This window comes from Curtobacterium sp. RM9 (assembly GCF_054956955.1).
Genome location: NZ_CM143271.1, coordinates 3,106,536 through 3,132,557, shown reverse-complemented (window position 1 = coordinate 3,132,557; position 26,022 = coordinate 3,106,536). Strand labels below are relative to the sequence as shown.

The following is a 26,022-nucleotide window of genomic DNA, read 5'->3' as shown; positions in this document are numbered from 1 at the left end:
ATGGTCGCGGGAGCGACAGACCGCCGCGGGTGTTCCGCGGCGGTCTGTCCTTCCCGCGGTACTGACCGCCGCAAGCAGCGCCCCGCGCCTCACCCGGCCACGTCGGTGAGCCGCTCGCACAGGATCGCGGTGTGCCGTCCCTCCAGGCGGGTGAGCACCAGCGTGACGCGACCCGTCCCCCGCAACCGCAACCGCTTCCGGAACTGCGCCGGGTCGACGTCGACCCCGCGCTTCTTGATCTCGACGGTGCCGATGCCGTCTGCGGCCAGGCGTGCGGCCAGCTTCTTGACGTCGAGCGGCATCGTGTCGATCACCCGGAACCCCTGCGCGAAGGGCGTCTGCACGGCCCGGTCCGAGGTGACGTAGGCGATCCCCTCGGACAGCATCGTGCCGTCGAGCGACCGGGCGAGGTCGCCGATGAGCCGCGCCCGGATGACCGCCCCGTCGGGTTCGTAGAGGTAGGCGCCGAGCGGGCCGACCTCCTCGTCGGGAGCGTCAGCGGCACCGGTCAGCTCGGCGATGCCGTGGGCGCCGATGACGGTGGCGGCACGGCGCACGCCGGGGCGGGCGAGGGGGCCGAACCAGAGGGCGAGCTCGACGACCTCGCGGTCGACGGAGACCCACTGCGCCTCGGCGGTGTCCGGGATGAGGTCGCGGTCGACGCCGGGCCCGAGCTTGACGCCCGTCGGGGTCGTCGTCGCGGCCGCGAACACGGTGTCGAGCGAGGGCGACCAGTCGTCCGGGTCGGCGATGCGGCGGGTGTCCGAGTGTCCGGCGGTGCGGCGAGCCGGGTCCATCCAGACGCCGTCGACGCGTGCGAGGTCGAACGACGCGGCGTCGCCGAGCTCCACGCGTGCGTTCGGCCACGGGGCGAGGTTGTGCGTCGCGACGGCCGCCGTCACCTCGTCGCGGTCGACCGCGGTGACCTCGAGGTCGAGCGCCGCCATCGCGAGGGCGTCCCCACCGATGCCGCACCCGAGGTCGGCGACCCGCGTGATGCCGGCGGCCGCGAAGCGCCCGGCGTGCTGCGCGGCGACCTGGAGGCGCGTCGCCTGCTCGAGTCCGGCCTCCGTGAAGAGCATGCGGGCGGCGAAGTCCCCGAACTTCCCGCGGGCCTTCTGTCGGAGCTTCGCCTGGGTGAGCACCGCGGCGACGAGCGCCGGGTCGTGCCCCTCGGCGCGGAGCCGGGAGACGACGCGCACGATCTCACCACCGTCAGAGACGGCTGGCGTACGGTCGAGGAGTGCCATCCCCGCGGGGGTGAGCAGCTGTGCGAGGTCGGCGGCTTCCACCCGACGATCCTCGCAGGTCGTCGCCGGGGCCGACGCGTGCTGGCACTCGGATTGACCGAGTGCCAGAGAAGCCCCTAGAGTTGGCGTTGGCACTCTCCTGTGCGTAGTGCCAACCCGGTTTTCATCTGTACCGAGTCTGTACCGAGAAAGAAGAGGTCACCGTGGCCGTCAGCATCAAGCCGCTCGAGGATCGCATCGTCATCCGCCAGGTCGAGGCGGAGCAGACCACCGCTTCCGGTCTGGTCATCCCGGACACCGCGAAGGAGAAGCCCCAGGAGGGCGAGGTCGTCGCCGTGGGTCCGGGTCGCATCGACGACAACGGCAACCGCGTCCCGCTCGACGTCGCCGTGGGCGACAAGGTCATCTACTCGAAGTACGGCGGCACCGAGGTCAAGTACTCGGGCGAGGACCTGCTGGTCCTCTCGGCTCGCGACGTGCTCGCGGTCGTCGTCAGCTGATCACAGCTCCCTGACGAGAACGCCCCGTTCGGCTCCGGCCGGCGGGGCGTTCGCGCGTCCGCAGCGCGCGTGCGTGCGCGGACCGGACGGGAGGCGCGGTGCCCGCCCGCAGCGTCGGCGCGCCTTCCTAGGATGGTTCCGTGAGTGAACCGACTCCGGCACGGCCGGCACGCAGCGAGGCATCCGTCGGCGTCGTGCAGGCGATCGTCGCGTACGGGCTGTGGGGCCTCATGCCCCTGCTCTTCGCCGCGATGGCCCCCGCCGGCGCGTTCGAGATCGTGGCGTGGCGCATCGTCTTCGGCCTGGTCTTCTGCGCCGTGGCGATCGCAGTGACCCGCTCGTGGCTGCGCACCCGCTCCCTGATGGCGCAGCGTCGGGTGATGCTCGTGATGGGCCTCGCGGCGGTGCTCATCCTGGTGAACTGGACGGTGTACGTCGCGGCGACGACGACCGGCCACACCGTCGAGGCCGCCCTCGGGTACTTCATCAACCCGCTCGTCACGATCGCCCTCGGCGTCGTGGTGCTCCGTGAACGACTCCGGCCGGCGCAGTGGGCCGCGGTCGGCATCAGCGTCGTCGCCGTCGTGGTGATCGCGGTCGGCTACGGGCAGGTGCCGTGGATCGCACTCGTGCTGGCGTTCTCGTTCGGCTGCTACGGCCTCGTGAAGAAGCGCGTCGGCGGCACGGTCGACGCGCTGAGCGGCCTGACGCTCGAGACGGTCTGGCTGCTGCCGATCGCGGTCGGCGCGCTCGTCGTGCTCGGGGTGACGGGCCTCGGCGGTGGGGTGACCTTCACCCACGAGGGGTGGCCGCACGTGCTCGTCACGGTGCTGACCGGACCGGCGACGGCGGTCCCGCTGCTGCTCTTCGCGTCGTCGGCGCGGCGGGTGAGCCTGTCGACGCTCGGGCTGACGCAGTACCTCGCCCCGGTGATGCAGCTGCTGGTCGGCGTGGTCGTGCAACACGAGGCGATGCCGCCCGCTCGGTGGATCGGCTTCGGGATCGTGTGGGTCGCGCTCGTGGTGCTCACGGTCGACTCGTTCGCGGCGGCCCGGGCAGCGCGGCGCCGGACGCTCGCACCCGCGGCGGCCGAACCGGCCTGACGGAGGCGGGGCGCGCCTTCAGATCGGAGGTGGGGTGGGCCGAAGTGGCGGGCCCCGAGTCTCGCGCTGGGCGACACTCCTTGCGCTCCTGCCCCCGGGACATGACGCTGGGCCCGAGTCTCGCCTCCACGGAGACGAGACTCGGGCCCAGACGACCGTGCGGTGTTACTTCGCGACCGAGCCCTGGATGGCGGTCTGGTACACGGGCTTGTTGTCACCGTCGAACTTGTAGATGCCGATGTAGGCGCTCGACGGGTCGTTCTTGGCGTTGAACGGACCGATGCCCGACGGGCCGGTGTAGTGGATGTCCTCGCCCTTGTCGAGGATGTCCTTGCAGGCCTTGAACGTGGCGCACTCGGTGCCGCCGTCCGCGCCCGACACCGCAGCCATGTTCTTCTGGATGGTGCCCGAGTCGGTGCCCTTGCCCTTCACCGCGGCGAGGGCGGCGAGCACGGTGGCGTCGTAGGACTCCGCCGCGTACGAGTAGTCGGCGAGGTCCTTGCCGGACGACTGCTTGTAGAAGTCGGCGAGCTGCTTCTTGAAGTCGTCCTTCGGCGAGGCGCCCGGGATGGTGCCCTGCGCACCGGTCAGGGTGCCCTTGTCGAAGTCCTTCGAGTAGTCGGCGGTGTTGCCGTCCGACATGTAGATCTTCTTCATGTCGGCGTTCTGCGACTTGAGCTCGGGGATGATCGACTTCGTCTCGTCGAACGCCAGGATCACGATCGCGTCGGGCTTGGCGGCGAGTGCCGCGGTCACCTCGGACGAGAAGGTGGTCTGTCCGGGCGGGAACTCCTGGCCCTTGCCCTTACCGCCGTAGACGACCTGTCCGCCGGAGTCCTCGACGGCCTTCTGCACGGTGTTCCGGAGGCCGGTGCCGTACGTGTCGTTGAAGACGAGGAACGCGACCTTGGCGTTGCCGTCACCGGTGACGAGCTGGCCGAGCGCGGAACCCTGCACGGAGTCCGGCGGAGCGGTGCGGAAGTAGTGCGACGAGTAGCCGGAGAGGTCGGTCGCCGTGTTGGCGGGGGAGATCTGGACGATGCAGTTGCTCGTGAGCTGGTCGATGACGTTCAGCGTGACGCTGGAGGACTCCGCACCGATGACGACCGGGACCTTCGCGTTGACGAGCTTCGTCGCGGCCGAGCTCGAAACGGTCATGTCGTTGCTGTCGCCCGAGTCGGTGGCCGGGTCGATCGTGACGTCCTTGTCGAGCACGCCGCCGGCCGCGTTGATGTCCTTGACCGCGAGGCCCACACCGGACTCGGCGGGCGGGTTCAGGTACGCGAGGGAGCCGGTGAGCGGCAGGATCGTGCCGATCTTGAGCGCGTCGGTGCCCGGGCTGTCGGGCGCCTTGCAGCTCGCCGCGGGGTCCTTCTTCCCGCCGCCGCTCGAGGCGGAGGAGGACGGCGAGGCGCCGCTGGTGGTGGAACAGGCGGCGAGGAGGAGCGCTGCCGCTCCCGCCACTGCCAGTGCCGTGGTGGCACGGGTGGTTCTGATCATCCGTGGAGCCCTTTCTCTGCGCGGAGGCGCGAACCGCATCGGGTCGAGCGCGGTCTCCTCCGCGTGGGATTGCGAGAAAACTAGGGCCGATGTGTTTCGCCCGTGTGTCCGAGATGTGATCAGGAACGTTTCGTTACACACCTGTGACGAATGCTGAGGGACCTCACGGAACCCCTGATGAGGAGTCCGTCCGGACGGTCGTGGTCGTCGGGCGCGGACGCTGGTCGGTCCGCAGGAGCGCGCGGCGTACCGTCCCGGGACATGAGCGACCCCTCCTCGACCACCACCTTCCGCCCCACTCGCGCGATCGTCACCGGCGCCGAGTCCGGCATCGGCAAGGCGACCGCCGTGGCCCTCGCGGCCGCCGGCATGGACGTCGGCATCACCTACCTGTCCGAGCCCGAACGCGCCGAGGAGACCGCAGCCGAGATCCGTGCCGCCGGTCGCCAGGCGTTCGTGGCACAGATCGACGTGACCCGTCTCGACGAGGCAGCGGCGGTGATCGACGACCTCGCCGGACAGCTCGGCGGCGTCGACGTGTTCGTGGCCGACGCCGGGACCGGGGACAACGCGCCCTTCCTCGACATCACGCTCGAGCAGTGGCGGCACACCGTCGCCACCGACCTCGACGGGGCGTTCGTGACGATCCAGGCAGCCGCTCGGCGCATGGTCGCGCAGGGCACCGGCGGCCGGATCATCGGCATCACGAGTGTGCACGAGCACCAGCCCCGGTACGGGTCGAGCGCGTACGACGCCGCGAAGCACGGCCTCGGCGGTCTGCTCAAGACGATCGCGATCGAGCTGGCGGAGCACGGCATCACGGCGAACGCGGTGGCACCGGGGGAGATCGCGACCCGGATGACCGGCGCCGAGGACGAGGACCCACACACCATCTCCCGCCCCGGGGTGCCGCTCGGCCGGCCCGGGAACGCGTGGGAGATCGCCGCTGCGGTGGCGTTCCTGGCCTCGCCGGCGTCGTCGTACATCACCGGGGTGTCCCTGCCCGTGGACGGCGGCATGCTCCAGATGGGCCCGCACGGCGGCAGCCACATCACGAGCGACGACTGGCGCAGCGCCTAGACCCGACCAGCACGCGGAACGACGAGACGCCCCGTCCGGAGTGGACGGGGCGTCTCGTGTCGTGCGGGTGCGCGCTAGCCGCGGTAGTTCGGTGCCTCGACGACCATCTTGATGTCGTGCGGGTGCGACTCCTTGAGCCCCGCGGCGGTGATGCGGACGAACTTGCCGCGGGCCTTGAGCTCCGGCACCGTCCGACCGCCGACGTAGAACATCGACTGCCGCAGGCCGCCGACGAGCTGGTACACGGCGTTCGCCACCGAGCCGCGGTAGGGCACCTGGCCCTCGATGCCCTCGGGGATGAGCTTCTCGTCCGAGGGGACGTCGGCCTGGAAGTAGCGGTCCTTCGAGTACGAGGTCTTCTCGCCGCGGGTCTGCAGTGCGCCGAGGGAGCCCATCCCGCGGTACGCCTTGTACTGCTTGCCGCCGACGAAGACCAGGTCACCGGGGGACTCGTCGGTGCCGGCGAGGAGCGAGCCGAGCATGACGGTGTCCGCCCCGGCGACGAGCGCCTTCGCGATGTCGCCCGAGTACTGCAGGCCGCCGTCGGCGATGACCGGCACGCCCGCCTCGCGCGCGGCGAGCGACGCCTCGTACACGGCGGTGACCTGCGGGACGCCGACACCGGCGACGACGCGCGTGGTGCAGATCGAACCCGGGCCGACGCCCACCTTGACGGCGTCGACACCGGCGTCGATGAGTGCCTGTGCACCCTGGCGGGTCGCGACGTTGCCGCCGATGACGTCGATGCCGGCGAACGACGGGTCGGCCTTCAGGCGACGGACCATGTCGAGCACGCCCTCGCTCTCGCCGTTGGCGGTGTCGACGACGAGCACGTCGACACCGGCGTCGCGCAGGGCCTCGGCACGCTGCCACGCGTCGCCGAAGAACCCGATGGCGGCACCGACGCGCAGGCGGCCCTCGTCGTCCTTCGTGGCGTCCGGGTACTTCTCGCTCTTGTCGAAGTCCTTGACGGTGATGAGCCCGCGGAGCTTGCCGTCCGGGTCGACGAGCGGCAGCTTCTCGATCTTGTGCTGGGCGAAGATCGCGACGGCCTCTTCGGGGTCGATGCCCTCGGCCGCGGTGATGAGCGGCGCCTTGGTCATGACGTCGCGCACGAGCGTGGTCGCCATCTCGAACGGGGCGACGAAGCGCATGTCGCGGTTCGTGATGATGCCGACGAGCGTGCCGTCCGCCTCGACGACCGGCAGGCCGGACACGCGGAACTGGCCGCAGACGGCGTCCACGTCGGCGACGGTCGCGTCGGGGCTGGTGGTGACCGGGTTGGTGATCATGCCCGACTCCGAGCGCTTCACCTTGTCGACGTACGCCGCCTGGTCCTCGATGGACATGTTGCGGTGCAGGATGCCGATGCCGCCCTGGCGCGCCATGGCGATCGCCATCCGGGCCTCGGTGACGGTGTCCATCGCCGCGGAGAGCAGCGGGACGTGCACCTGGATGCGCTTGGTGAGCCGCGACGTCGTGGACGCCTCGCTCGGGATGACGTCGGTGTGTCCGGGCAGGAGCATGACGTCGTCGTACGTGAGTCCGATGAATCCGAACGGATCCGGCTGGTCCATGGGTCCCCTTCGTGGGCGAGGTGAAGTGGTGGCAACCGGCAACGCGACGGCGAGTTCCCGATGGGCCATGGTAACGCGCGCGTCACGCGCGCCATTCCTGCGCGTCGGCAGTCCACCGGCCGTCGAGCGTCCTGTACCGGCCGGACGGCGAATTCGTGCGGATCGGTCACGGTTGCAGCACGATTTGTGCGCGAGACGTGCTGGAAACACGGGGGACACAAAAAATCCATATGGTCACGGACATCCGAACGAGAGGCTCATCCGTGGGTTCCATCACTCCCCCGGGGTCGGCGCTGCTGCGCAGATTCCGCCGTGGAGCTCCAGGCCGCAGCCGCCTGGTGCTCGCCGCAGTACTCTTCCTCGCTTTCCTCGCCACCTTCGCGGTCGACTGGGCAGTGTCGCCCTCGGCCCAGGGGGCGACGACCAGCCCGACCAGCAGTGCCAGCCCGAGCGGGGGAGCGACGACCGCCCCGGCGAGCAGCGGACCCTGCACCGTCAGCCCGACCAACGGGTGCATCCGGGGCACGATCCTCGACTCCGAGCGGAAGCCGGCCGAGGGCATCGCCGTCGACGTCGCCGGTCCCGGCGGGTTCGCCCAGACCGCGACGACCGACGACGCCGGGCGCTGGGCCGTCACGGTCACGACCGCCGGGCAGTACACGGTGAGCGTCGACCAGGGCTCGCTGCCGAAGGGTCAGTACCTCACCAACGCCGCGGACGCCGAGCGGAAGGTGAACGCGACGCTCAACGCCAACGTCGGGCAGATCTTCCAGCTCTCCGACCAGAAGGGCGCCACGACCACCGCCGACACGTCGAGCTTCTCGGCGGCGCGGGCCTGGCAGCAGTTCGCGTCCGGCATCCGGCTCGGGCTGCTCATCGCCCTCGCCTCGGTCGGCCTCTCGCTCATCTACGGCACCACGGGCCTGTCGAGCTTCTCGCACGGCGAGCAGGTCACCCTCGGCGGTCTGCTGGCGTACACGTTCGCGAACCAGCTCGGGTGGAACATCTGGCTGACCGGCATCGTGGTGACGCTCCTGTGCGCGGCGACCGGGTACCTGCAGGATGCGGCGATCTGGCGGCCGCTGCGCCGCCGCCGGATCAGTCTGACGCAGCTCATGATCGTGACGATCGGCCTCTCGATCGCCGCCCAGTACGCCTTCCAGTACTTCTTCGGCGCCTCGACGGTCCGCATCCAGCAGGGCAATCCGGAGACGGTCACCTTCGCCGGGCTCACCCTGACGGTGCAGTCCTACGTCGCGATGGCCATCGCCCTCGTGGTGCTCGTGGGCACCGGACTCTTCCTCGCGAAGACCCGCTTCGGCCGGGCCACCCGCGCGGTGTCCGACAACCCGGCGCTCGCCGCGGCGTCCGGCATCGACGTCGACCGGGTGATCCGGTTCGTGTGGACGCTCGCCGCCGGCCTCGCGGGCCTGTCCGGCGTGATGCTCGGGCTCGTGCTCAACGGTGTGAACTGGCAGACCGGCCTCCAGCTGCTCCTGCTCATGTTCGCCTCGGTCACCCTCGGTGGCCTGGGCACCGCCTACGGCGCCCTCGCCGGGTCGATGATCATCGGCGTCGTCGTCGAGCTCACGAACCTCGTGCTGCCTGGTGACTTCAAGTACGCCACGGCCCTCGTCATCCTCATCCTGATCCTGCTGTTCCGGCCGCAGGGCATCTTCGGCCGCGCCGAGCGCATCGGCTAAGGGAGCACCGACATGGACTACATCCTGAACCTGCTGTCGTCGTTGACGCAGGAGGCCCTCGCCCCGACCACGGCGGCGTTCGCCCTCGCCGCGATCGGCCTCAACGTGCACTTCGGGCTCACCGGCCTCATCAACATGGGGCAGGCGGCCTTCCTGCTGCTCGGCGCCTACGGCTTCGCCATCTCGATCACGAACGGCCTGCCGTTCGTCGTCGCGGTGCTCGTCGCCCTCGCCGTCGCGATCGTCTTCGCGATCATCCTCGGCATCCCGACACTGCGGTTGCGCGGCGACTACCTGGCGATCGTCACGATCTCCGGCGCGGAGATCATCCGCATGGTCGGGCGGTCGTCGCTGCTCACGACCACGACCGGCGGTTCGAACGGCATCGCCGGGTCGGCCTACCGCGACCCGTTCAACGCCCTCAGCCCGCTGCCCGACGGCACCACGAGCATCCTGTGGTTCTCGTACTCGAACAACGGCGTCAACGGCTGGTGGATCCGCATCGCGGCCTGGGGCCTCGTGGCGCTCTTCACCCTGGTGCTGTTCCTGCTCATGCGCAGCCCGTGGGGTCGTGTCGTGAAGGCCATCCGCGAGGACGAGGACGCCGTCCGCTCCCTGGGCAAGAACGTCTACTCGTACAAGATGCAGGCGCTCGTCTTCGGCGGTGCGCTCGGGGCCCTCGGCGGCATCATCTACGTCCTGCCGAGTTCGGTCCAGCCGGACGCGATGGGCCGTTCGATGACGTTCTTCATCTGGACCGCGCTCATCCTCGGCGGCGCCGCGACCGTGTTCGGCCCCGTGCTCGGGTCGATCCTGTTCTTCGTCCTCCGCCTCTTCATCCGCACCCTCGCGGGGGACTTCATCCCCGACTCGATCATGAACGCGCAGCAGGCGGAGCAGTTCTCCTACGTGCTCGTCGGCGTCGCGCTCATGCTCCTCATCGTGTTCCGGCCACAGGGACTCCTGGGCAACAAGAAGGAGCTGTCGTTCAGTGTCTGACACCTACACCCACACGAAGACCAACCCGATCCTGACGGTCGACGGCGTCACCCGGCACTTCGGCGGCATGACCGCGGTCGACGTGGACCACCTCGAGGTGCAGCGCGGCACCATCACCGCCCTCATCGGTCCGAACGGCGCCGGCAAGACGACGTTCTTCAACCTGCTGACCGGGTTCGACAAGCCGAGCCCCGGCGCGACGACCCGCTTCAACGGCGACACGCTGCAGAAGACGAGTGCGACGCACATCGCGAACAAGGGCATGGTCCGCACGTTCCAGCTCACCAAGGCGCTGAGCCGGCTCACCGTGATGCAGAACATGCTCCTCGGCGCGCGGGACCAGCCCGGGGAGAACTTCTTCGCTGCCCTGGTCAAGCCGGTCTGGGCCAAGCGCGAGCAGGCGATCACCGCGAAGGCCGAGGACCTGCTCGAGCGCTTCAAGCTCCTCGAGAAGAAGGACGACTACGCGGGCTCGCTGTCCGGCGGGCAGCGCAAGCTCCTCGAGATGGCGCGGGCGCTCATGTCCGACCCGACGATGATCATGCTCGACGAGCCGATGGCGGGCGTGAACCCGGCGCTCACCCAGTCGCTGCTCGGGCACATCAAGTCGCTGCGCGACGACGGCATGACCGTCCTCTTCGTCGAGCACGACATGCACATGGTCCGGCACATCTCGGACTGGGTGGTCGTGATGGCGGAGGGCAAGGTCGTCGCCGAGGGACCGGCCGACACCGTGATGGACGACAAGGCCGTCATCGACGCGTACCTCGGCGCCCACCACGACACCGACCTGGGCGACGACTCGCTCCTCACCGAGGAGACCTACGAGGAGCTGGCCGAGGAAGTAGCGGAAGAAGACGAGCAGGAGGCGACCCGATGACCGACGCAACCAACGCAGCGGACGCGCCCCGCGCCTCCAGTCCGGTGACGAGCGCGACCGGCGCGACCGCGACGATCGACCGCGGCGAACCGGTCCTCACCGCGAAGAACCTCGTGGCGGGCTACCTGCCCGGCGTGAACATCCTGAACGGCTGTGACCTCGACTGCTACCCGGGCGAGCTCATCGGCATCATCGGCCCGAACGGCGCCGGCAAGTCGACGCTCCTCAAGGCGCTGTTCGGCCTGGTCTCCATCCGCGAGGGCTCGGTCCGCCTGCAGGGCGAGGACATCACGAACCTCAAGGCGAACAAGCTCGTGCAGGCCGGCGTCGGCTTCGTCCCGCAGACGAACAACGTGTTCCCCTCGCTCTCCATCGAGGAGAACCTGCAGATGGGCCTGTACCTCCGGCCGAAGAAGTTCGCGGAGCGGCTCGAGGTCATCTACGACCTGTTCCCCGTCCTCGGGCAGCGCCGCACCCAGCGTGCGGGCTCGCTGTCGGGCGGTGAGCGGCAGTCGGTCGCGATGGCCCGGGCGCTGATGATGGACCCGAAGGTGCTGCTGCTCGACGAGCCCTCCGCGGGGCTGTCGCCGGTGCGCCAGGACGAGACCTTCATCCGCACGCGCCGGATCAACAAGGCCGGGGTGTCGATCATCATGGTCGAGCAGAACGCCAGGCGCTGTCTGCAGATCTGCGATCGTGGGTACGTGCTCGACCAGGGGAGGAACGCGTACTCGGGCACCGGGCGGGAACTCGCCGACGACCCGAAGGTCATCGAGCTGTACCTGGGAACGCTCGCCAAGGACGTCGACGCGGACCGCTGAGCGGTCCACGTCGACTGCGGGTACCGCTGTGGGGGTGGTACTCGCGACCGAGCGGGGTCGTGCGTGGTCGCTCAGCGCCGCACGGCCCCGCTCCTCTTCCCGGGGGAGCGGGGCGGCTCACGTCCGCCCCGTGCCCTGGTCCGGTCTGGAGGCGCGGTGCACGTCGAACGGTTCGGGTACCGTTCCGCACGTGCGAACCTCCGGCCCCCTCGTGCTCGACGCCCTCGTCTGGCTCGTGTTCGCCGCGCTCTTCGTCGGTGCCGCACTGCTCGTGAAGGTCGCCGCCGCGCTGCTGGTCGTCCTCGTGGTGCTGGCGCTCCTGCTCGGCCTCGTGCTGCGTGGGCTCCGGCGACGCCGTCGTCGACCGCGCTGAACCGGCCACGCTGCACCGGACACGCTGGAGCGACCCCGTCGGACCGGCCGCGCTGGACCGACCGCCCGGGTCACCCGGGGGGCACGACCGCTAGGCTTGCCGGGTGAGCGAAGTCGAGATCGGTGCAGGCAAGCGCGGACGTCGGGCGTACGCCTTCGACGACATCGCGGTGGTCCCCTCCAGGCGGACGCGTGACCCGCAGGACGTCAGCGTGCAGTGGTCGATCGACGCGTTCACGTTCGCGGCGCCGATCCTCTCCGCGCCGATGGACTCGGTCGCATCCCCCGCGACGGTCATCCAGATGGGGAAGCTCGGTGTGCTGGGCGTCCTCGACCTCGAGGGCCTGTGGACCCGCTACGAGGACCCGACGCCCTTCTACGACGAGATCAAGACGCTCACCGACGGCAACGTCACGAAGCGCATGCAGGAGATCTACTCCGAGCCGGTCAAGGCCGAGCTGATCACCGCGCGCCTCGCCGAGATCCGTGCGGCCGGGGTGCCGGTCGCCGGCTCGCTCAGCCCGCAGCGCACGCAGGAGTTCTCGCAGACGGTCGTCGACGCCGGGGTCGACCTCTTCGTCATCCGCGGCACGACGGTCTCGGCCGAGCACGTCTCGCAGGAGACCGAGCCGCTCAACCTCAAGAAGTTCATCTACGAGCTCGACGTCCCGGTGATCGTCGGCGGCGCCTCGACCTACACCGCCGCGCTGCACCTCATGCGGACCGGTGCCGCGGGCGTGCTCGTCGGGTTCGGTGGCGGTGCAGCCTCCACGACCCGCGCGGCCCTCGGCATCCACGCCCCGATGGCGACCGCGGTGGCCGACGTCGCCGGCGCCCGACGCGACTACATGGACGAGTCCGGCGGCCGGTACGTGCACGTCATCGCCGACGGCGGGCTCGACACCGCGGGCGACGTCGTGAAGGCCATCGCGATGGGCGCCGACGCGGTCATGCTCGGCACGGCGCTGGCCCGTGCGACCGAGGCCCCCGGCGGCGGGTTCCACTGGGGTGCCGAGGCGCACCACCCGGAGCTGCCGCGTGGCCGTCGGGTCGAGGTCGGCACGATCGCGCCGCTCGCCGACGTCCTGAACGGCCCGACGCCGAGCTGGGACGGCCGGGCGAACATCGTCGGCGCGCTGCGTCGGTCGATGGCGACGACCGGTTACTCCGACGTCAAGGAGTTCCAGCGAGTAGAAGTGGTCGTGGCGCCGTACCACCAGCACTGACGCTGGCACCCGGGCACCGAACCGGGTGACGCCCCGGCGCCGCGGTGCACGGAGGCGACCATGGCGAAGACCAGCAGCAGCACGTCCAGCGCGACCCGACCAGCGCGGCCGGAGACGGCCGGGCCGGGGGTGGGGTTCGACCCGTCGGCGAAGCTCGGCCCCGACGAACGTGCGGCCGCGATCGAGACCATGAAGACGAAGGAGCTCGACGTCCTCGTCGTCGGTGGCGGGATCGTCGGTGCGGGCAGCGCGCTCGACGCCGTCACCCGTGGCCTGAGCGTCGGCATCGTCGAGGCGCGCGACTGGGGCTCCGGTACGTCGAGCCGGTCGTCGAAGCTCGTGCACGGCGGCATCCGCTACCTCGAGCAGCTCAACTTCGCCCTCGTGCGCGAGGCCCTGATCGAACGCGGGCTGCTGCTGCAGCGCATCGCCCCGCACCTGGTGAAGCCCGTGCGCTTCCTCTACCCGCTCAACCACCGCGTGTGGGAGCGCTTCTACATCGGCATCGGCATGGCGATGTACGACGTCTTCAGCTGGTCCGGCGGTCGTCCGCCCGGCGTGCCGCACCACCGGCACCTCAGCCGCAAGCAGGTCCTCCGGAACATGCCGGGGCTCAAGAAGGACGCCTTCGTCGGCGGCATGACGTACTACGACGCCCAGGTCGACGACGCCCGCTACGTCGCGTCGCTCGTCCGCACGGCGGCGTCGTACGGGGCGCACGCGGCCGCCCGGATCCGGATCGAGGGCTTCATCAAGGTCGGCGAGCGGGTGGTCGGGGCACACGCGCACGACATCCAGACCGGCGAGCGGTTCGACATCCGGGCGAAGCAGGTCGTGAACGCGACGGGCGTGTGGACGGACGACACCCAGGCGATGGTCGGCACCCGGGGTCAGTTCAAGGTCCGCGCGTCGAAGGGCGTGCACCTCGTGATCCCCCGCGACCGGTTCCAGTCGAACACCGGCATGATCCTGCGCACCGAGAAGAGCGTCCTGTTCGTCATCCCGTGGGGTCGGCACTGGCTCGTGGGCACGACGGACACCGACTGGTACCTCGACAAGGCGCACCCGGCGGCGACCGCGGCGGACATCGACTACATCCTCGAGCACGTCAACAAGGTGCTCGCGGTGCCGCTCACCCGCGAGGACGTCGAGGGCGTCTACGCCGGACTCCGTCCGCTCCTCGCCGGGGAGTCGGACCAGACGTCGCAGCTCAGCCGCGAGCACGTCGTCGCGCACACCGTGCCGGGGCTGGTCGTCGTCGCTGGTGGCAAGTGGACCACCTACCGGGTGATGGGCAAGGACGCGATCGACGAGGCCGTCGCGGCGATGGACGGCAAGATCCCGGCGTCCACGACCGAGGACATCCCGCTGCTCGGCGCGGAGGGGTACCCGGCCGCCTGGAACCGCCGCGGGCGCACCGCGCGGACGTTCGGCCTGCACAAGGTCCGGATCGAGCACCTGCTGAACCGGTACGGCACCCTCGCCACCGAGGTCCTGCAGCTGGTGAAGCAGGACCCGTCCCTCGCCGAGCCGCTGCCCCAGGCCGACGACTACATCGGCGCCGAGGTCGTCTACGCCGCCTCGCACGAGGGCGCCCTGCACCTGGAGGACGTGCTCGCCCGCCGCACCCGGATCTCGATCGAGGCGTGGGACCGCGGCGAGTCGGCCGCCCCCGTCGCGGCGAGGCTGATGGCGGACGTGCTCGGCTGGGACCAGGAGACCACCGAGCACGAGGTGGCGAACTACCTCAAGCGCGTGGCGGCCGAGCGGGAGTCCCAGCTCCAGCCCGACGACGAGTCCGCGGACCGCGTGCGCCTCGAGGCGCCGGACATCGCGTTCGGCTTCGACGAGGACGACGTGGTCGTCGGCGGGGGACGGTCGAGCGGCGCCGAGGGCGCGAAGGCCTCCGATGAGCAGGTCATCGGCGAGAAGACGAGCGAACCGAAGTAGGGAAGACGGACAGGAGGCGCGTGGCGGGGCCCGTCACGCGCCTCCCGTCCGCCGTCAGCCCGCGGTGCGCGACCGGCGCAGGGTCTGCACCATCGCGGTCAGCAGCACGACCGGGATCGCGACCAGCGCGACCAGGCTCGTGCCGAGCAGCACCGGGCCGGACGGCCCGTGGTCGTCGCCGCCGATGCCGAAGGCATCCGCGACGTCCATGCCGAGGAAGAAGCCGGACTGGAACGTCGCCGCCGCACCGAACGCGAGCAGGGCGAGGTGGCAGACGGCGACGACGGGCACGGGCATCCGCTGCCGGAGGCCGAGCACCGCGACGCCGACCGCGAGGGTGACACCGATCCCCGCGGTGACGAGCACGCCCGCGACGTCCTGCGCCGTGCTCATGCCGGCCGCGTCGACGCGGGCGTAGATCTGCGCGAGCGACCGCCCGGGCACGGCCGCGAGCGGGTCGAGCACCAGTGCGCGCAGCGCCAGGAACGCGGCGTAGACGGTGACGACCGCGAGGCCGGCGAGGGAGACCACGATCCGAGCGTGCATGCCGCGACGGTACCGAGCCGTCGACGCCCACCGCGTCCACCGGCGGGATGACCAGCGGAATGCGCGGACGGGCCCGGTGGTTATCATCGGGGTACTCATCAAGGGAGCCATCATGGTCGACGTCCATCGCGTCAAACTCCCCGGAGTCGGCGTGCTGCACAGCTTCTACACCGACGACGGTGGCAAGTGTGGTGTCATCACGCACCGGTCGGGGCACTCCGACCTCATCTCGTTCGCGGACGTCTCCGACGGCGCGGACAAGTCCGAGAAGGTCTCGCTCCGCCTGAGCGAGGACGAGGCGCACACCCTCGCCGAACTGCTCGGCGGCACCCGGATCACCGAGGGCCTCGACAAGCTCGACGAGATCCCCGGACTGTCGATCGACTGGTTCAGCGTCGACTACGAGGACGCGATCGCCGGCAAGCCCCTCGGGGACCTGCACGACTCGGGCTTCATCGGTCTGACGGTCGTCGCGGTCGTCCGCGGCGACAGCGCCAACCCCGCTCCCTCGCCGGACTTCGTCGTGTTCCCCGGAGACACCATCGTGGTCGCCGGTGCTCCCGAGAAGGTCGCCAAGGCGTTCTCCTTCTACCGCAGCGGACAGCTGGTGGCCACGGCCGCCGAGGCGCCGCCCGGGAGCTAGCCGGTGCACCTGGGTGGTGAGCTGCTGACCATCGGCGGCCTGTTCATCATCGCCTACGTCCTCGGACGCCTGGGCAAGACCATCGGTCTGCCCGCCATCCCGATCTACATGGTGGTCGGGCTCATCGCGAGCCCGCACACCCCGTGGATCGGCCTCAACGTCGAGTCCCACACGATCGAGCTCATCGCGACGTTCGGACTCATCCTCCTGCTCTTCAACCTGGGGCTGGAGTTCGACCAGGAGGAGTTCTACGGCAACGCCGGGAAGCTCCTGGTCTCCGGTGGCACGTACGTCGCCATCAACATGGGCATCGGGTTCGCCTTCGGGTTCTCGCTCGGCTGGGGGACGCGCGAGGCCCTGATCATCGCGGGCATGACGGCGACGTCGTCGAGCGCGATCGTCACGAAGCTCCTCATCGAGCTGCGGCGGCTGGCGAACGACGAGACGCCGATGATCCTCGGCGTCACCGTCATCGAGGACGTCTTCATCGCCATCTACCTGGCGATCGTCTCGGTCGTGCTGTCCGGCGACACCAACATCTGGGCCGTGGTCGGCAAGCTCGGACTGGCGTTCGGGTTCCTTGTCGTGATGTTCACGCTCGCCCGGTTCGCCGGCAAGTGGGTCTCGAAGATCTTCGCCACCCGCGACGACGAGCTCTTCACGGTGCTGTTCTTCGGGCTCGCGGTGATGTTCGGCGGCATCGGTGACCTGCTCGGCGTGACCGACGCGATCGGCGCGTTCGTGATCGGCCTGCTCTGCGGAGCCACCCGCTACCGTGACCGGATCGAGCAGCTCGCGCTCCCGATGCGCGACGTGTTCGCGGCGTTCTTCTTCGTGAACTTCGGCCTCGGCCTCGACCTGTCGACCTTCGGTGAGGTGCTCTGGCCGGTCCTCGGCGCGATCGGCATGACCGTCGTGCTGAACGCCGTCGCCGGGCAGATCGTCGCCCGCATGAACGGCTTCAACGTCCAGCAGGGCATCAACACCGCGGTCATCCTGGTGAACCGCGGCGAGTTCGCGCTGATCCTCGCGACGCTCTCGGCAGCCGCCGGTCTGGAGGCGCGGATCACCGCCTTCGCGGGCCTCTACGTCCTCGTCATGGCCGTCCTGGGGCCGCTGCTCGCCGTGAACTCGGACCGCATCGGCCGCCTCGTGGTGCGCCCGGCCCGGGTGGCGCGGCTGCGCCAGCGCCTCCGCGCGCGGCTCGGCCGCTCCGGTGCCGGCCGCTCCGGCGTCGGCGTCGTCGGCACCGTGGGAGGGATCCCCGCCGGACCGGCGCTCGACGAGGCGATCGACACCGCCGCCGAGGCCGGGGTCGCCGACCAGGACGCCGCAGCCGCGGCTCGTCGTGCCGAGCGCGACCGGCAGTTCGCGGAGGAGTTCGCCCTCGTGGAGGCGGCGGGCAGGGAAGAGCGCGACAATGGGGGCACGGAGGCCGCGACCGACGACCCGGTGACGGCGTCGGTCGAGATCCCCGCCGAGCGTCCGAAGCGCCCGGTCCGCCAGCGTGACCCGGAGTACTGATACAGATGTGGGCCGTTGCCCGACGACCGAAGTGGATCGCGCTGCTCGTGCTGGCGCTCGTGCTCGCGGCGGTGTTCGCCGGACTGGGCAAGTGGCAGCTCGAACGGAGCATCGCCAACGGCAAGCCGCTCCCCGAGACCACCGAGACCCGGAAGACGCTCGACCAGGTCACCGGTCCCGAGCAGCCCGCGACCGAGCAGATAGCCGGCCAGAAGACCACGGTCACCGGGCGGTTCGTCGCCGGTGACACGACCGTCCTGACCGGCCGCTCCGGAGGCGGCACCTTCCAGACCGTGGGGCACCTCGTCGACGCCGACAGCGGGGCGAGCCTGCCCGTCGTGATCGGCTGGTCCGACCGGCGCGCCGAGGCCGTGGCGGGCGGGGACCGACTGGCCGACGGTGACGAGGTCACGGTGCAGGGACGGTACTACCCGGCCGAGTCGCCCGACCAGGACAAGTACGACCAGGGCGAGTACTCGGCCGTCGCTCCGGCGCGGTTCGTGAACACCTGGAAGGCGTTCGACGACCGGATGTACCTCGGGTACGTCGTCGCCGACGGGTCCACCGCGGAGGCCGCCGACCTCGGCACCATCGCCGACCGTGCGCCGACGCGCGACATCCAGTTCGACTGGCTGAACCTCTTCTACGCGATCGAGTGGGTCGTGTTCGCCGGGTTCGCCGTGTTCCTCTGGTACCGCTTCGTGAAGGACGCCTGGGAGCGCGAGGAAGAGGACCGTCGTGAAGCTGCTCGCAGCGTCGACGGGGCCCTCGTCGACCGACGGTAGGATGGGGCGCATGGCCCTGACCGTCCGCACCCGTGACATCCCGAAGATCCCGGGAGCCGTCAAGTGGTACCGGGTCTCGGCCTACATCACCGGTGTGCTGCTGCTCGCCCTCGTCATCGAGGTGATCATCAAGTACACGCCGCTGCAGCTCGAGATGCAGCTCGGCAACGGCCCGTTCTTCGTGCCGAACGGCACCGCCGGTGAAGCCCCCGGCACGTTCAACCTGTCGATCGCGATCCTCATCGCGCACGGCTGGCTCTACGTGCTCTACCTGTTCACGGACTTCCGCCTGTGGAGCATCATGCGCTGGAGGCCGTCGCGCTTCCTGCTCATCGCCCTCGGCGGCATCATCCCGTTCATGTCCTTCGTGGTCGAGCACCGCATGCAGCAGAAGGCCATGGACACCTACCACGAGCTGACCGCTGCCCAGCAGCGTGAGAAGGAGGCCGCTCGGTGAGCGAGACCGACCAGCGTCCCGTCCTCGTCGTCGACTTCGGAGCCCAGTACGCGCAGCTCATCGCGCGTCGGGTCCGCGAGGCGAACGTCTACAGCGAGATCGTCCCGCACTCCATCACAGCGGACGAGGTCCGCGAGAAGGACCCGGCGGCGATCGTGCTCTCCGGCGGTCCCTCCTCGGTGTACGAGGACGGCGCCCCGTCACTCGACGGCGACATCCTCGACCTCGGCGTCCCCGTGCTGGGCATCTGCTACGGCTTCCAGGCCATGGCGAAGTCGCTCGGTGGCGAGGTCGCCCACACCGGTCTGCGCGAGTACGGCGCGACCGACGTCACGCTCGCCTCCGGCACGAGCACCCTGCTCGGCGACCAGCCCGAGTCGCAGGTCACCTGGATGTCGCACGGCGACTCGGTGGCCAAGGCCCCCGAGGGCTTCGAGGTCCTCGCCTCCAGCGCCTCGACCCCGGTCGCCGCGTTCGCGTCCGACGAGCGCAAGCTCTACGGCGTGCAGTGGCACCCCGAGGTCAAGCACTCGGTGTACGGCCAGGCCGTGCTCGAGAACTTCCTGCACCGTGCCGCCGGCCTGCCCGGCGACTGGAACTCCGCGAACGTCATCGAGGAGCAGGTCGAGCGGATCCGCGCGCAGGTCGGCTCCGCACGGGTCATCGCCGGCCTGTCCGGTGGCGTCGACTCCGCCGTGGCCGCTGCCATCGTGCACAAGGCCGTCGGCGACCAGCTCACCTGCGTGTTCGTCGACCACGGACTCCTCCGTGCCGACGAGCGGAAGCAGGTCGAAGAGGACTACGTCGCCTCGACAGGCGTCCGCCTCGTCACGGTCGACGCCGAGCAGCAGTTCCTCGACGCCCTCGCCGGCGTGAGCGACCCCGAGCAGAAGCGCAAGATCATCGGTCGCGAGTTCATCCGCACGTTCGAGGCGGCGGCCGAGGCCCTCGTGCTCGAGGCCCGCGCGGACGCCGCGGGGTCGGACTCCGACTCGGGCGAGGTGAAGTTCCTCGTCCAGGGCACGCTCTACCCCGACGTCGTCGAGTCCGGCGGGGGTTCCGGCACCGCCAACATCAAGTCGCACCACAACGTCGGCGGCCTGCCCGAGGACATGACGTTCGAGCTCGTCGAGCCGCTGCGCACCCTGTTCAAGGACGAGGTCCGCGCCGTCGGCCGCGAGCTCGGCCTGCCCGAGGTGATCGTCGGCCGGCAGCCGTTCCCGGGCCCGGGTCTCGGCATCCGCATCGTCGGCGAGGTCACGAAGGACCGCCTCGAGCTGCTCCGTGCAGCCGACGCGATCGCGCGCGAGGAGCTCACCGCCGCCGGGCTCGACGAGGAGATCTGGCAGTGCCCGGTCGTCCTGCTCGCCGACGTCCGGTCGGTGGGGGTCCAGGGTGACGGCCGCACCTACGGCCACCCGATCGTGCTGCGTCCGGTGTCCTCCGAGGACGCCATGACCGCCGACTGGACCCGCCTGCCGTACGACACCCTCGCGAAGATCTCGAACCGGATCACCAACGAGGTGCCCGAGGTGAACCGTGTGGTGCTCGACGTCACGAGCAAGCCGCCGGGGACCATCGAGTGGGAGTGACCTCCCGGTGACCCTGACGGGCCCGGCACGCACGGCGTGCCGGGCCCGTCGTCGTCCTGCCCCGTGCCGGTCGTCGACCGTGCGTCCGCCCACCTGCCGCCCGCTCGCGTCGCGCCGGATCCTGCGGGCCGTCGAGTGTGCACAACACGCCGCGTGCGGATCGTTGTCCGGGCGATTCCCGTCGCTCGCTTGCGCCGAGCGTGACGGATCCTGCCCGCTCGGGATGGGCGCGGGGGACTCCGGGAACGACGACGGCCCCGGCGGAGTCCGCCGGGGCCGTCGATGTGGAGCCGCTAGTTGCGCTGGCTGCTCGCGATGATCGCGAGGATGCGCAGGATCTCGAGGTAGAGCCACACGAGGGTGACGATGAGCCCGAAGGCCGCCGTCCACGCGTAGATCTTCGGGGCGCCGCGCTGCACGCCGGTCTTGATCTGGTCGAAGTCGAGGACCAGCGAGTACGCCGCCATGACCACCACGAAGATGCCGATCAGGACGCCGAGCGGGATGCCGAACAGCGTCACGCCGAGGAGCCCGAACGCGCTCTGCGTCACACCGGTCCACATGAGGACGAGGTTCACGAGCGAGAACGCCATGTACCCGACGATCGCGACGAGGAAGAACCGGGTGGCCTTCGGCGTCGCGCGGACCTTGCCGGAGAGGAAGAGCAGCAGCGTGACCGCGAAGACGCCGAGCGTGCCGAAGACGGCCTGCGTGACTATGCCGTCGAACGCGGAGTTGTACGCGCCGGAGATGCCACCGACGAAGAGGCCCTCGAAGAACGAGTAGGCCAGCACGAGGGCCGGCGACGGCTTCTTCTTGAACGTGTTCACGAGCGCGAGCACGAAACCGACGATCGCGCCGACGATCCACACCATCGGGGGCAGGTTCCAGCCGGCCACGGCACCGACGACGAGCACGGCGAACGCGAGGAGCGTCTTGACGATCGTGTCCTCGTACGACATGCGGTCGGTGTCGACGGTGCTGGCTGCCGGGCGGTCGTACATGTACTGCAGCTGCTCGGGCGTCATGCCGGCCTGCTGCGGGTACTGCCCCTGCTTCGGGGTCTGACCCCAGCCCGCCTGCTGCTGACCGGCACCGGCGCTCCAGGCGCCTCGGCCCTGGTCGTTGAAGGCGGGGGACTGGTCGAAACCGGGCTTGAAGGCCATGGTGTCCTCTTCCTTGGAGATTCGAGTCCTCTCAGCCTAGGTGCGCTCGGTCGCGGAAGGCTGAGGATTCGCGGCGAGCGGAAGCGGACCCGACGGGGTCCGACACGCCGAGCCTAGGGCTGCGGGCTGCATGCGCGCCCCGAGCCGGTCGGGAGCCAGCCGACCGTCGGCGGCGAGCCGACGGGACCGCGCGGTCCGCACCTCCAGGCGGTGCTCGGGGGAACCACATGACCAGCGCGACCGAGCCGACCAGACGTGTCCACAGCGTCACCGGCCGGTCACCGGTCGGCAGGACCGGACCGCTACGGTACGGCCCATGACCCTCGTGATCGCACACCGCGGCGCCTCCGGCCACCGCCCCGAGCACTCCCGGAGCGCGTACGAACTGGCCGTGCAGCTCGGTGCGGACGCGATCGAGCCGGACCTCGTACCGACGAAGGACGGCGTGCTCGTCCTCCGGCACGAGAACGAGGTCTCGGGCACGACGGACGTGGCCGACCGGCCCGAGTTCGCCCACCTGCGGACGACGAAGACGATCGACGGGCAGGCCGTCACCGGGTGGTTCACCGAGGACATGACGTGGGACGAGGTCCGCACCCTGCGGGTCCGTGAACGACTCCCCGCCCTCCGCCCGGAGTCCGCTGCGCACGACGGTGAAGAAGGCGTGCTCCGGCTCGAGGACCTGCTCGGCGTCCTCGACGCGGCGCCCCGACCCGTCGGCCTCGTCGCCGAGGTGAAGCACGCCACCTTCTTCGAGCAGGCCGGCTTCCCGATGCCGCGGCTGCTCGACGACGTGCTCGGTGCCGCCGGGTGGCGTGGGGACGAGCGGCTCACGATCGAGTCGTTCGAGAAGACCCCGCTCCGGCAGCTCGCCGCACTCGGCACGGGTGGTCGGCTCGTGTACCTCCAGGAGGCGCGGGGCAGCGCCGCAGACGAGGTCGCCGCCCACGGATCGGCGGCTCCCACCTACGCCGACGAGCGGACCGACGCTGCGCTCGCGGCGTCCGCCGACGAGTTCCACGGCGTCAGCGTCGACCTGCGCACGCTCATGGCCGGGACCGACACCCGCGCCGTCGACGACCCGCGGCCGGTGCGGAGCGCGATCGTCGACAGAGCCCACGCCGCCGGGCTCGCCGTGTACACCTGGACGCTCCGTCCGGAGAACCGGTTCCTGCCCGGACCACTGCGACGCGGGGGCGACGTCGCTGCGTACGGGGACTGGGAGCGGTGGTTCACCTCGGTCGTGCGGACCGGGGTCGACGGCGTGTTCGCGGACCACCCGGACCTGGCGCTGCGGGCACGGGCGGTCGTCGGCGGCCTGCAGGGCGACTGAGGGTCGGGGTGTCGGGGGGCGCGCCTAGACTGGCCCGGTCATGACGATCGTGCTCGACCCCTTCGACCAGTCCCCCGAGCCGGGCGCGGGCAACCGCGCCGGCGGGTACGACGACCCCTTCACCGTGGGTCTCAACCCCCAGCAGAAGGAAGCCGTCGAGTACCGCGGTGAGTCCCTGCTCATCGTCGCGGGCGCGGGATCAGGCAAGACCAGCGTCCTCACCCGCCGCATCGCACTGCTGCTCGCCAACCGCGAGGCCTGGCCGTCGCAGATCCTGGCGATCACGTTCACGAACAAGGCCGCGGCCGAGATGCGCGAGCGCGTGCAGGCCCTCGTCGGGCAGGCGGCCGAGGGCATGTGGATCTCCACGTTCCACTCGGCGTGCGTGCGCATCCTCCGGCGCGAGGCCGAGCGCTTCGGGTTCGCGCAGTCGTTCACGATCTACGACTCCGCCGACTCGAGGGCCCTGCTCAAGCGGATCATCAAGGAGCTCGAGGCCGACTCGCTCGGGCTGACCGTCGGTGCGGCGGCCTCGAAGATCTCGAAGCTCAAGAACGAGCTGCAGGACATCGACACCTACGCCCGGAACATCAACGCGAACGACCCACAAGAGGTCATGTTCACGGAGGTCTTCCGGCGGTACACGAACGAGCTGCGCCGGGCGAACGCCTTCGACTTCGACGACCTGATCGGGCAGACGGTCTTCCTGTTCCGTGCCTTCCCCGAGGTGGCGGCGCTGTACCAGCGTCGCTTCCGGTTCATCCTGGTCGACGAGTACCAGGACACGAACCACGCGCAGTACTCGCTCATCCGCGAGCTCACGCGCCCGGTCCCCGTCGAGCAGGTCGACAGGCTCGAGGACGCCGGGCAGCACGTCGCCCGGATGCGTGAGGCCGACGGGTCGATCGCCCCGGCGTCGCTCACCGTCGTCGGCGACTCGGACCAGTCGATCTACGCCTTCCGCGGTGCCGACATCCGGAACATCGTCGAGTTCGAGCGGGACTTCCCGAACTCGAAGGTGATCCTGCTCGAGCAGAACTACCGGTCGACCCAGACGATCCTCGACGCCGCCAACGCGGTGATCGCGAACAACTTCGACCGGCAGGCGAAGAACCTGTTCACCGACGTCGGGGCCGGGGACAAGATCGTCGGCTTCACCGGGTACACCGGCCACGACGAGGCACAGTTCGTCGCGGACGAGATCCAGCGGCTGCACGAGGACGGCATGTCCTACCGCGACATGGCCGTCTTCTACCGGACGAACTCGCAGACCCGTGCGCTCGAGGAGATCTTCATCCGGTCGGCGATCCCGTACCGGGTGCTCGGCGGCACGAAGTTCTACGAGCGCGCCGAGATCAAGGACGCGATGGCGTACCTGATCACCGTCGCCAACCCGGCCGACCCGCTGGCCCTGCGCCGCATCCTCAACGTGCCGAAGCGCGGCATCGGTGCCGTGACCGAGACCACCCTGCAGCGGTTCGCCGACGAGCACGACACGACGATGCGCGACGCGCTCCGGCATGCGGAGGAGCTCGGCTTCGGCCCGAAGGTACGGAACGCGATCACGGCGTTCGCGGCCCTGCTCGACGACGTCGCCTCGCGGGCGCAGACGCAGCCCGTGGTCGACACCCTCACGCAGCTGCTCGACGGGTCGGGCCTGCTCGAGAACCTGCGGAAGTCGCCCGACGCGCAGGACGCCGCCCGCGCGGACAACATCGACGAGCTCGTCGCGGTGACGCGCGAGTTCCAGAAGAACAACCCCGAGGGCACGCTGTCCGACTTCCTGACCGAGGTCTCCCTCGTCGCGGCGGCGGACGAGCTCGACGACTCGTCCGGCACGGTGTCGCTCATGACGCTGCACACGGCGAAGGGCCTCGAGTACGACGCGGTGTTCCTCACCGGCGTCGAGGAGGACCTGCTGCCGCACCGGATGTCCGCGAACGAACCGGGCGGCCCGGCCGAGGAGCGCCGGCTGTTCTACGTCGGCATCACCCGGGCGAAGAAGTCGCTCTTCCTGTCGCTGGCGATGACCCGCGCGCAGTTCGGCGACGTGAACGTGGCGATGCCCTCCCGCTTCCTGCAGGAGATCCCCGAGGGGCTCATCGAGTGGAAGCAGTCGCCGGGCATGGCGAACAGCCGCGGCGGCACCGAGCCCCGCGCGTTGAACGCCCGCCGGGGTGGTCTCGGTGGTGGATCGGGCGGCGGTGGGTACCGCGGAGGCGGCGGCTTCGGCGGCGGCTCCTACGACCGAGCGGCCGCGGCGGCGAAGACCCGACCCAAGACCGAGTGGGCGAACCGGGTGTCCGGACAGGTCCGCGACAACGGTGACATGGAACTCGTGGCCGGCGACCGGATCAAGCACGTCGACTTCGGCGAGGGGACGGTGTCGGCGGTCACCGGTCAGGGCGCGAAGCGGATCGCCGAGATCGCGTTCGACTCGGCGGGACGCAAGAAGCTACTCATCAAGATCGCGCCGATCGACAAGCTCTAGCGGACCATCCGGACCGCGTCGAGGCCGTGCGGTCCGATCGGTTCGTGCTTGACCGCGCCGTCACGCGCGAAGCCGTTGCGTCGGTAGAACGCCTCGGCACGGGGATTGCCCTCGGCGACCCAGAGGAACGCGGGCGCGGTGCCGAGCACGGCATCGAGCAACGCCTGTCCGGCGCCGGAACCGTGGTGCGCGGCGAGGACGTAGATGCCCTCCAGCTCGCGGTCCCGGACGAGCGGAACGTCGCGTCCGGGGCCGGCAGACGTCCAGCCGACGACCGCGTCGTCGACCGTCGCCACCAGCACGTCGACGTCCGGTTCGGCGATGATCCCGCGCCACCGAGCGGCCCTTGCATCGACGTCGAGTGCTGCGAGGAACGCCGGCGGCAGCAGGTGCGCGTACGCCTCGCGCCAGGCCTGCACGTGCACGGCGGCGATCGCGTCGGCGTCCTGCACGTCGGCCGGCCGGACGGTGAGCGCGGGTGTGGTCCCCATCCGTCGACGCTACCGCGGTGTCGACGGCCGGCC

Annotated in this window: 23 protein-coding genes; 17 read left to right on the top strand and 6 right to left on the bottom strand. The window is 70.3% G+C overall.

Annotated features, from left to right (window positions below):
* Positions 1–89 precede the first annotated feature (89 nt).
* Positions 90–1,292, bottom strand: a complete 1,203-nt coding sequence (locus ACY3FI_RS14835; RefSeq protein WP_462548379.1) for a class I SAM-dependent methyltransferase — start codon at positions 1,290–1,292, stop codon at positions 90–92.
* 161 nt (positions 1,293–1,453) lie between these two features.
* Here ACY3FI_RS14835 and groES point away from each other — a divergent pair, with 161 nt between their 5' ends.
* Positions 1,454–1,750, top strand: a complete 297-nt coding sequence (groES, locus tag ACY3FI_RS14830; RefSeq protein WP_071260016.1) for a co-chaperone GroES — start codon at positions 1,454–1,456, stop codon at positions 1,748–1,750.
* Between the two features lie 140 nt (positions 1,751–1,890).
* Positions 1,891–2,853: an EamA family transporter RarD gene (gene rarD, locus ACY3FI_RS14825; protein WP_462548378.1), complete on the top strand. Its 963-nt coding sequence runs from the start codon at positions 1,891–1,893 to the stop codon at positions 2,851–2,853.
* 165 nt (positions 2,854–3,018) lie between these two features.
* Here rarD and ACY3FI_RS14820 read toward each other — a convergent pair whose 3' ends face one another.
* On the bottom strand, positions 3,019–4,353 hold the full coding sequence (locus tag ACY3FI_RS14820) for an ABC transporter substrate-binding protein (RefSeq protein ID WP_462548377.1): 1,335 nt from the start codon (positions 4,351–4,353) through the stop codon (positions 3,019–3,021).
* 261 nt (positions 4,354–4,614) lie between these two features.
* On the opposite strand from ACY3FI_RS14820, the gene ACY3FI_RS14815 reads away from it, so the two are divergent.
* A complete protein-coding gene (locus ACY3FI_RS14815) occupies positions 4,615–5,433 on the top strand; it encodes an SDR family oxidoreductase (protein WP_462548376.1) in 819 nt (272 codons plus the stop codon).
* A gap of 74 nt (positions 5,434–5,507) precedes the next feature.
* Here the strand turns inward: ACY3FI_RS14815 and guaB are convergent, their stop codons facing one another.
* Positions 5,508–7,010, bottom strand: coding sequence for an IMP dehydrogenase (gene guaB, locus ACY3FI_RS14810; protein ID WP_462548375.1), 1,503 nt, complete (start codon positions 7,008–7,010; stop codon positions 5,508–5,510).
* A gap of 338 nt (positions 7,011–7,348) precedes the next feature.
* On the opposite strand from guaB, the gene ACY3FI_RS14805 reads away from it, so the two are divergent.
* From ACY3FI_RS14805 to ACY3FI_RS14775, 7 genes are all read left to right on the top strand, one after another.
* Positions 7,349–8,713, top strand: coding sequence for a branched-chain amino acid ABC transporter permease (locus ACY3FI_RS14805; protein WP_462548374.1), 1,365 nt, complete (start codon positions 7,349–7,351; stop codon positions 8,711–8,713).
* Between the two features lie 12 nt (positions 8,714–8,725).
* Positions 8,726–9,712: a branched-chain amino acid ABC transporter permease gene (locus tag ACY3FI_RS14800; RefSeq protein ID WP_462548373.1), complete on the top strand. Its 987-nt coding sequence runs from the start codon at positions 8,726–8,728 to the stop codon at positions 9,710–9,712.
* A complete protein-coding gene (locus tag ACY3FI_RS14795) occupies positions 9,705–10,592 on the top strand; it encodes an ABC transporter ATP-binding protein (protein ID WP_462548372.1) in 888 nt (295 codons plus the stop codon). The genes ACY3FI_RS14800 and ACY3FI_RS14795 overlap by 8 nt, the downstream gene beginning before the upstream one ends.
* Positions 10,589–11,413: an ABC transporter ATP-binding protein gene (locus ACY3FI_RS14790; RefSeq protein ID WP_462548371.1), complete on the top strand. Its 825-nt coding sequence runs from the start codon at positions 10,589–10,591 to the stop codon at positions 11,411–11,413. The genes ACY3FI_RS14795 and ACY3FI_RS14790 overlap by 4 nt, the downstream gene beginning before the upstream one ends.
* Before the next feature lie 190 nt (positions 11,414–11,603).
* On the top strand, positions 11,604–11,786 hold the full coding sequence (locus ACY3FI_RS14785; protein WP_462548370.1) for a hypothetical protein: 183 nt from the start codon (positions 11,604–11,606) through the stop codon (positions 11,784–11,786).
* A 103-nt stretch (positions 11,787–11,889) separates the two neighbouring features.
* A complete protein-coding gene (locus ACY3FI_RS14780; RefSeq protein ID WP_462548369.1) occupies positions 11,890–13,011 on the top strand; it encodes a GuaB3 family IMP dehydrogenase-related protein in 1,122 nt (373 codons plus the stop codon).
* A gap of 60 nt (positions 13,012–13,071) precedes the next feature.
* Positions 13,072–14,961 (top strand): glycerol-3-phosphate dehydrogenase/oxidase, encoded by a 1,890-nt coding sequence (locus ACY3FI_RS14775; RefSeq protein WP_462548368.1) that lies wholly within the window; start codon positions 13,072–13,074, stop codon positions 14,959–14,961.
* 54 nt (positions 14,962–15,015) lie between these two features.
* On the opposite strand, the gene ACY3FI_RS14770 is transcribed toward ACY3FI_RS14775, so the two are convergent.
* Entirely contained in the window at positions 15,016–15,507 is a 492-nt protein-coding gene (locus ACY3FI_RS14770; RefSeq protein WP_462548367.1) for a hypothetical protein, read from the bottom strand.
* A 112-nt stretch (positions 15,508–15,619) separates the two neighbouring features.
* Between ACY3FI_RS14770 and ACY3FI_RS14765 the strand changes: the two genes are divergently transcribed.
* The 5 genes from ACY3FI_RS14765 to guaA are packed head-to-tail and all read left to right on the top strand — an operon-like array spanning position 15,620 to position 20,508.
* A complete protein-coding gene (locus tag ACY3FI_RS14765; protein ID WP_462548366.1) occupies positions 15,620–16,150 on the top strand; it encodes a cation:proton antiporter regulatory subunit in 531 nt (176 codons plus the stop codon).
* Positions 16,151–16,153: 3 nt separating this feature from the next.
* Entirely contained in the window at positions 16,154–17,674 is a 1,521-nt protein-coding gene (locus tag ACY3FI_RS14760; RefSeq protein ID WP_462548365.1) for a cation:proton antiporter, read from the top strand.
* Between the two features lie 5 nt (positions 17,675–17,679).
* Entirely contained in the window at positions 17,680–18,459 is a 780-nt protein-coding gene (locus ACY3FI_RS14755) for an SURF1 family cytochrome oxidase biogenesis protein (RefSeq protein WP_462548364.1), read from the top strand.
* Positions 18,460–18,469: 10 nt separating this feature from the next.
* Positions 18,470–18,916, top strand: coding sequence for a DUF3817 domain-containing protein (locus ACY3FI_RS14750; protein ID WP_071292490.1), 447 nt, complete (start codon positions 18,470–18,472; stop codon positions 18,914–18,916).
* Positions 18,913–20,508, top strand: coding sequence for a glutamine-hydrolyzing GMP synthase (gene guaA / locus ACY3FI_RS14745; RefSeq protein WP_462548362.1), 1,596 nt, complete (start codon positions 18,913–18,915; stop codon positions 20,506–20,508). The genes ACY3FI_RS14750 and guaA overlap by 4 nt, the downstream gene beginning before the upstream one ends.
* 293 nt (positions 20,509–20,801) lie before the next feature.
* Here guaA and ACY3FI_RS14740 read toward each other — a convergent pair whose 3' ends face one another.
* On the bottom strand, positions 20,802–21,674 hold the full coding sequence (locus ACY3FI_RS14740) for a Bax inhibitor-1/YccA family protein (RefSeq protein ID WP_462548360.1): 873 nt from the start codon (positions 21,672–21,674) through the stop codon (positions 20,802–20,804).
* A gap of 316 nt (positions 21,675–21,990) precedes the next feature.
* Between ACY3FI_RS14740 and ACY3FI_RS14735 the strand changes: the two genes are divergently transcribed.
* The gene (locus ACY3FI_RS14735) at positions 21,991–23,007 is read left to right on the top strand and encodes a glycerophosphodiester phosphodiesterase family protein (protein ID WP_462548359.1); all 1,017 of its coding nucleotides are present in this window, start codon (positions 21,991–21,993) and stop codon (positions 23,005–23,007) included.
* 40 nt (positions 23,008–23,047) lie between these two features.
* Positions 23,048–25,498 carry an ATP-dependent helicase gene (locus ACY3FI_RS14730; protein WP_462548358.1) on the top strand — a complete coding sequence of 817 codons (2,451 nt, stop codon included), beginning with the start codon at positions 23,048–23,050 and terminating at the stop codon, positions 25,496–25,498.
* Here the strand turns inward: ACY3FI_RS14730 and ACY3FI_RS14725 are convergent.
* Positions 25,495–25,989 (bottom strand): GNAT family N-acetyltransferase, encoded by a 495-nt coding sequence (locus ACY3FI_RS14725; RefSeq protein ID WP_462548357.1) that lies wholly within the window; start codon positions 25,987–25,989, stop codon positions 25,495–25,497. The two genes, ACY3FI_RS14730 and ACY3FI_RS14725, sit on opposite strands and share 4 nt — an antisense overlap.
* Between the last annotated feature and the right edge of the window lie 33 nt (positions 25,990–26,022).